Genomic DNA, 938 nt, shown 5'->3' on the forward strand with positions numbered 1-938 from the left:
TACCTACGATGGCGTTGAACAATTGCCAATGCGCAAGTTCACTGAAGACGCTTATCTGAACTACTCGATGTACGTAATCATGGACCGTGCATTGCCATACATTGGCGATGGTTTAAAACCGGTTCAACGACGCATCATTTACGCGATGTCGGAGCTTGGTCTTTCGGCATCAGCAAAATACAAAAAGTCTGCACGTACCGTTGGTGACGTGTTAGGTAAATACCACCCGCACGGTGACTCTGCATGTTACGAAGCGATGGTATTAATGGCGCAACCATTCTCTTACCGTTACCCACTGGTTGATGGTCAGGGAAACTGGGGTGCTCCGGATGACCCGAAATCTTTCGCGGCAATGCGTTATACCGAAGCGAAACTGTCGAAGTTTGCAGAAGTATTGCTTGGTGAGTTAGGTCAGGGCACTGTGGAATGGCAACCAAACTTTGATGGCACGATGAAAGAGCCTCAAATGTTGCCAGCACGTCTACCTCATATCTTGTTGAATGGCGTAACGGGTATCGCGGTTGGTATGGCGACAGATATCCCACCTCACAACGTTCGTGAAGTGGCTGACGCAACTATCCATCTGATCGACAATCCGAAAGCAGAATTGCCTGAAGTTATGCAGTTTGTGAAAGGTCCAGATTACCCAACAGAAGCGGAGATCATTTCGCCTCAAGCGGAAATTGAAAAGATCTATCGCAACGGCCGTGGCAGCATCAAGATGCGTGCGGTATGGCATAAAGAAGGGTCAGACATCGTCATCACGTCGATTCCGCATCAAGTGTCTGGCTCGAAGCTGCTTGAGCAGATCGCAAACCAAATGCGTGCGAAGAAGCTACCGATGGTAGAATATCTTCGTGACGTATCGGATCATGAGAACCCAACTCGTATCGTAATCGTGCCACGTTCGAATCGCGTCGATTGCGATTTGCTGATGA

1 protein-coding gene is annotated in these 938 nt (G+C 48.7%); it reads left to right on the top strand.

Annotation, left to right across the window (positions count from 1 at the left end):
• A partial coding sequence (locus tag R7E78_RS24970; protein WP_318058452.1) for a DNA gyrase subunit A occupies nucleotides 1-938 on the top strand: 938 nt, incomplete at both ends.

It is taken from the genome of Vibrio sp. YT-19(2023), from assembly GCF_033337395.1.